The sequence below is a fragment of the Bacillus cereus genome (genome assembly GCF_025917685.1).
Taxonomy (GTDB): domain Bacteria; phylum Bacillota; class Bacilli; order Bacillales; family Bacillaceae_G; genus Bacillus_A; species Bacillus_A cereus_AT.
Map to the genome: position 1 here is coordinate 5,220,876 of NZ_CP089518.1, position 6,018 is coordinate 5,226,893.

The following is a 6,018-nucleotide window of genomic DNA, read 5'->3' on the forward strand; positions in this document are numbered from 1 at the left end:
ATATCTCCTTACTATTTATTGGTTCGATACTCGTGCAATTTTTCCTTGTTCGATATACACAAGCAAAATGGAAACATCAGCTGGATTTACGCCAGAAATACGTGAAGCCTGCCCCATTGAAAGTGGACGAACATCTTTCAATTTCTGTCTCGCTTCTGAGGCAAGGCTAGAAATCGCATCATAATCAATATCCACAGGAATTTTTTTGTTTTCCATCTTCTTCATACGCTCTACTTGCTGTAAAGATTTTTCAATGTATCCTTCGTACTTAGTCTGAATTTCAACTTGTTCCGTAATTTCATCACTTAACGCTACTTCACTTGGTACTAAAAGATGAATATGCTCATATGTCACCTCTGGACGACGTAATAAGTCACTTGCACGTATTCCATCTTTCAATTCACTTCCGCCAATACTACGAATTAATTCTTGAACTTCAGGACGTGGTTTAATAATAATACTCCCTAAACGTTCCTTTTCCTGTTCAATTTGTAACTTTTTATTTGTAAATCGCTCATAGCGATCTTCTTTAATTAAGCCAATTTCACGACCAACTTCAGTTAAACGAAGATCAGCATTATCGTGACGTAATAATAGGCGATATTCTGCACGAGACGTTAATAAACGATATGGTTCATTTGTACCTTTCGTTACAAGGTCATCAATTAAGACACCGATATAAGCATCAGCACGACCTAAAATAACTTCTTTTTTACCTAAAGAACGACACGCTGCATTAATCCCAGCCATAAGCCCTTGTCCTGCTGCTTCTTCATAACCAGAAGTTCCATTAATTTGTCCTGCTGTATATAAATTTTTAATTTTTTTCGTTTCAAGTGTCGGCCATAATTGAGTTGGTACAATTGCATCATATTCAATTGCATAACCTGTACGCATCATTTCAACATTTTCTAGACCAGGGATTGTTCTAAGCATGTCACGTTGCACATCTTCTGGTAAACTTGTCGATAACCCTTGAACATATACCTCTTGTGTATTACGTCCTTCTGGCTCTAAGAAAATTTGATGACGTGGTTTATCATTAAATCTAACTACCTTGTCTTCAATTGAAGGGCAATATCTAGGCCCTGTTCCTTTAATCATACCAGAATACATAGCTGAGCGATGTAAGTTTTCATCTATTAAACGATGTGTTTCTGTACTTGTATACGTCAACCAACATGGAATTTGATCCATAATAAATTTTGTCGTTTCAAAAGAGAAAGCTCGTGGCTTGTCATCACCTGGTTGGATTTCTGTTTTACTGTAATCAATCGTATTACTATTTACACGCGGAGGCGTACCTGTTTTAAATCTAACAAGATCAAAACCAAGTTCCTCTAAATGTTCAGATAAAGTAATAGATGGTTGCTGATTATTTGGACCGCTTGAATATTTTAAATCTCCCATAATAATCTCACCGCGTAAAAATGTTCCAGTTGTAATTACAACTGTTTTCGCTGTGTATTCAGCACCAGCTTGTGTAATTACCCCTTTACATACACCATCTTCAACAATTAAACGCTCTACCAGGCCTTGAAACAACGTTAAGTTTGGTGTTTCTTCAATTGTTTTCTTTAATTCATGTTGGTAAGAGAATTTATCAGCTTGTGCACGAAGCGCACGTACAGCTGGTCCCTTACCCGTATTTAACATACGCATTTGAATATGTGTCTTATCAATATTGCGTCCCATTTCTCCGCCTAATGCATCAATTTCACGAACAACAATCCCTTTTGCTGGTCCACCAACAGAAGGGTTACATGGCATGAATGCTACCATATCTAAGTTAATTGTTAACATTAAGGTGTTTGAGCCCATTCGTGCTGCCGCAAGACCAGCTTCACATCCTGCATGACCTGCACCGATTACTATGACATCGTATGAACCGGCATTGTATCCCATTGTTTATTCCTCCTAATAATCTCTATCTTTCTAAAACGTTGCTTCGCTTTATTATTTTCCTAAACAAAACTGAGAGAATAACTGGTCAATTAGGCTTTCATGGACGGTATCACCAGTAATTTCACCAAGTATTTCCCACGTTCTTGTTAAATCAATTTGTACCATATCGATTGGAACACCATTTTCTATCGCTTCAATTGCATCTCCAATTGTCGTTCCTGCTTGTGTTAATAATCCAATATGTCTCGTGTTAGAAACATATGTCATATCTGCAGAATCAATTGCTCCTTCAAAGAATAAATCAGCTATCGCCTTTTCAAGCTCATCAATTCCCTGCTCCTCAATTAAAGACGTCGTAATAACACGATTTCCTGCAGCTAGCTCTGTAACACGTTCCATATCAATTTCTTGCGATAAATCTGTCTTATTGACAATAATAATGAAGTCTTTTCCTTGTACGGCACGGAATAGTTCTTCATCTTCATTCGTTAAAGCTTCACTATAATTGACTACAACTAACACTAAATCGGCTTGGCTCATCATTTCTTTTGAACGCTCTACACCAATTCGTTCAACAACATCTTCTGTTTCACGAATACCAGCTGTATCTATAAGTTTAAGTGGTACACCACGCACATTAACGTACTCTTCAATAACATCTCTCGTTGTTCCTGCAATATCAGTTACGATTGCCTTTTTCTCTTGAACGAGACTATTTAATAGCGATGATTTTCCAACGTTAGGTCTACCAATAATCGCAGTAGCAATACCTTCACGTAAAATCTTTCCTTGCTTCGATGTCTCTAATATTTTTGCAATTTCAGCACGAACATGTGTAGCTTTCTCAATTAAGATATTATGCGTCATCTCTTCTACATCATCATATTCTGGGTAATCTATATTTACCTCAATATGGGCTAACGTTTCCAATATGTCTTGACGCAGGCGACCAATTAATTTAGATAATCGCCCTTCCATTTGGTTGATTGCCACGTTCATAGCACGATCTGTTTTTGCACGGATTAAATCCATAACAGCTTCCGCTTGTGATAAATCAATACGCCCATTTAAAAAAGCACGTTTCGTAAATTCACCAGGCTCTGCCAAACGTACTCCTTGTGCTAAAATAAGCTGTAATACTTTATTTACCGAAACAAGTCCACCATGACAGTTGATTTCTACTATATTTTCACGCGTAAAAGTCCTAGGTGCACGCATAATCGATACCATAACTTCTTCAATTACTTGATTTGTATCTAAATCGACAATATGACCATAATGAATTGTATGAGAATCAACCTGTGTTAAATCTTTCCCTTTAAAAATACGATCGACTTTCTCAATCGCATCATCCCCACTTACTCGAACAATGGCAATTGCACCTTCCCCAAGAGCTGTGGAAATTGCGGCAATTGTATCGAATTCCATGTCCTTTCACCTCACTTGCTTATTTATCTCTATTTCAACATGATTTTTTTACGTCACTAAATTATTAGGATACCATAACGAACCTATCTGCAAAAGAATAATAACTCATTTTATTATGTCCTCATGTAAAAAACACTAAACTTATTAACAGTGGATAAGTTTAGTGTTTTTTAGTTATCCACATTTGTTTTCGCCTCAAAAAAAACCGGCACTCAATTGAGTCACCGGTCACTTGGAAGATATTACAACATATCGATGTGGTTCTTTTCCTTCAGAAGTTGTAATGATATTTTGATGATTAGATAATGCTTGATGAATAATCTTTCGTTCAAAAGATGGCATAGGTTCCAACATAACTCTTTTTTTCGTACTTACTGCTTGTTTTGCTAATCGATAAGAAAGCAATTCTAACGTAATTTTTCTTTTACTACGATAATTTTCAGCATCTAGTGTGATGCCAATATATTGCTTTGTATTACGATTCGCCACAAGTTTTGTTAAATACTGTAAAGAATTCAAGGCATTTCCTCTTTTACCAATCAAAACACCTACATTTTCACCATAAATTGTAAATTCCACTTCGCGGCCTTTTACAACTTTTCTAATCTCAACTTCCACACCCATATTGCGAATAACATTTTTCAAATATTCTTCACACTCTTGGATGGGATCTTTCTTCACTACAACTTCTACTATAGCGGGGCGATTCCCAAATAAACCTAGGAATCCCCTCTTACCCTCATCAATAATCTTTATATCTACTCGATCTTTCGAAACATTTAATTGTCTTAAAGCATCTTGTACTGCCAGCTCGACTGTTTGTCCTTTAGCAGTAATTATACTCACTTGCTTGATCCTCCTGCCTTACTAGCCTTAATTTCAGGCCCTTTGATCAAATACATTTGAGCAATACCAAAGATGTTACCAACTACCCAGTATAGTGATAATGCTGCTGGGAAGTTAATTGCAAAGACTAAAATCATGATTGGCATAAGCCAAATCATCATTGCCATTTGCGGGTTTTGTCCAGCTGTCCCTGCCATTGCAAGTTTTTGCTGAATAAAGGTCGTAATAGCCGCAACAACTGGAAGGATATAGTAAGGATCTGCCTGTCCTAAATCAAACCATAAGAATGTATGCTTACTAATTTCTGATGTTCTCATAATCGCATGATAAAACGCGAATAAAATAGGCATCTGAACAAAAATTGGTAAACATCCTGCTAATGGATTTACACCATTTTTTTGATATAACTGCATCATTTCTTGTTGTAGTTTTTGCTGTGTTGCTTGATCTTTAGAGCTATATTTCTCTTTTAATCTTACCATTTCTGGTTGTAACGCTTGCATTGCCTTCGTACTTTTCGTTTGTTTAATCATTAATGGTAATAATGCAAAACGAATAATAAGAGTCGTAACAACGATTGCTAAACCATAATTCTTACCGAATAATTCTGCAAAATACGTGATTAACTGAGACAGTGGATATACGAAATATTCGTTCCAAATCCCAGTACTATTTGGCGTAATCGGCTGACCCGTTTCACTACAACCAGTAGCAATTGCCATTAATGCAACAACCATGGCTAGTAAACCTAGTTTCTTTTTCAAAGCCTACTCCTCCTTGTATCGGTATGTATATAGTGTAATTCATTTCCTTACGCTACTTTTTTATTCTTTTCATACCAGAGCGTTTAAAGACATGAATTAAGCTTTTCTTTACTTCTTCATATGTCATCTCTGCACAAGGCTTCCTTGCTATTATAACAAAATCTTTTCCAGAATCTATCTCATCTTTTAATTCCATAATCGCTTGGCGAATCATACGCTTAATTCGATTACGAACTACTGCATTTCCTATTTTCTTACTAACAGAAAGGCCGATGCGAAAGTATGGCTGTTTTTCTTTATTTAATTGGTATACAACAAACTGACGATTAGCATTCGACTGTCCTTTTTGGAAAACAGCCTGAAATTCATCATTCTTTTTTATACGATTTTTTTTCTTCATATCAATTGACACTCCTGTATTTCATCAGCGGAAATTCATTATTATTAGAAAAAAAGACCACTGAACGATCAGTGGTCTACGCAGATAATACTTTTCTTCCTTTACGACGACGAGCTGCTAGCACTTTACGTCCGTTCGCTGTGCTCATACGGCTGCGGAAACCATGTACTTTGCTGCGCTTACGTTTATTTGGTTGGTAAGTTCTTTTCATTATATGACACCTCCCTGAGGAATATCTGTTAAAGACAGTCTAATAAATTATAGTAAATCAACTAGGAAAATGTCAATGGTTCTTGAAATTTTCATCAAATATTCATTTTGAACCTATTCACAGACTTTTTCACATCCCCTATATTTCCTTGTGGATAAATATATTTTCTCTTTTTTTGTATCCACAAACTCTTTTTTTACTTTTACACAGTATATCGTGTTGTGGACAAGTTTATTCCACAAGGTATTGATTTTGTGGATAACTTTCTTAAATTCATTGCTATAGCTACTGTTTTTTGATATTATAGTTGTGTTTTCACTTTGAATAAGTTTTCCACATCTTTATTTTATCCACAATTTGTGTATAACATGTGGACAGTTTAAATCACATGTGGGTAAATAGTTGTCCACATTTGTTTTTTTGTCGAAAACTCTATCTCGGATACAAACAACGTTTTTATATTT

At 35.9% G+C, this 6,018-nt stretch carries 6 protein-coding genes; all 6 read right to left on the reverse strand.

The features are described 5' to 3' along the window. Window positions 1-15 precede the first annotated feature (15 nt). The 6 genes from mnmG to rpmH all read right to left on the reverse strand — a co-directional run bounded on the left by mnmG (window position 16) and on the right by rpmH (window position 5,554). A complete protein-coding gene (gene mnmG / locus LUS72_RS27175) occupies window positions 16-1,905 on the reverse strand; it encodes a tRNA uridine-5-carboxymethylaminomethyl(34) synthesis enzyme MnmG (protein ID WP_097831351.1) in 1,890 nt (629 codons plus the stop codon). Between the two features lie 51 nt (window positions 1,906-1,956). Next, window positions 1,957-3,333: a tRNA uridine-5-carboxymethylaminomethyl(34) synthesis GTPase MnmE gene (gene mnmE / locus LUS72_RS27180; RefSeq protein ID WP_098361819.1), complete on the reverse strand. Its 1,377-nt coding sequence runs from the start codon at window positions 3,331-3,333 to the stop codon at window positions 1,957-1,959. A 228-nt stretch (window positions 3,334-3,561) separates the two neighbouring features. After that, on the reverse strand, window positions 3,562-4,179 hold the full coding sequence (jag, locus tag LUS72_RS27185) for an RNA-binding cell elongation regulator Jag/EloR (protein ID WP_264448495.1): 618 nt from the start codon (window positions 4,177-4,179) through the stop codon (window positions 3,562-3,564). Beyond that, window positions 4,176-4,943 carry a YidC family membrane integrase SpoIIIJ gene (spoIIIJ, locus tag LUS72_RS27190; protein WP_071744226.1) on the reverse strand — a complete coding sequence of 256 codons (768 nt, stop codon included), beginning with the start codon at window positions 4,941-4,943 and terminating at the stop codon, window positions 4,176-4,178. The genes jag and spoIIIJ overlap by 4 nt, the downstream gene beginning before the upstream one ends. A gap of 52 nt (window positions 4,944-4,995) precedes the next feature. Continuing rightward, on the reverse strand, window positions 4,996-5,343 hold the full coding sequence (gene rnpA, locus LUS72_RS27195; protein WP_071744227.1) for a ribonuclease P protein component: 348 nt from the start codon (window positions 5,341-5,343) through the stop codon (window positions 4,996-4,998). 76 nt (window positions 5,344-5,419) lie between these two features. Beyond that, window positions 5,420-5,554: a 50S ribosomal protein L34 gene (gene rpmH / locus LUS72_RS27200; protein ID WP_000831901.1), complete on the reverse strand. Its 135-nt coding sequence runs from the start codon at window positions 5,552-5,554 to the stop codon at window positions 5,420-5,422. Between the last annotated feature and the right edge of the window lie 464 nt (window positions 5,555-6,018).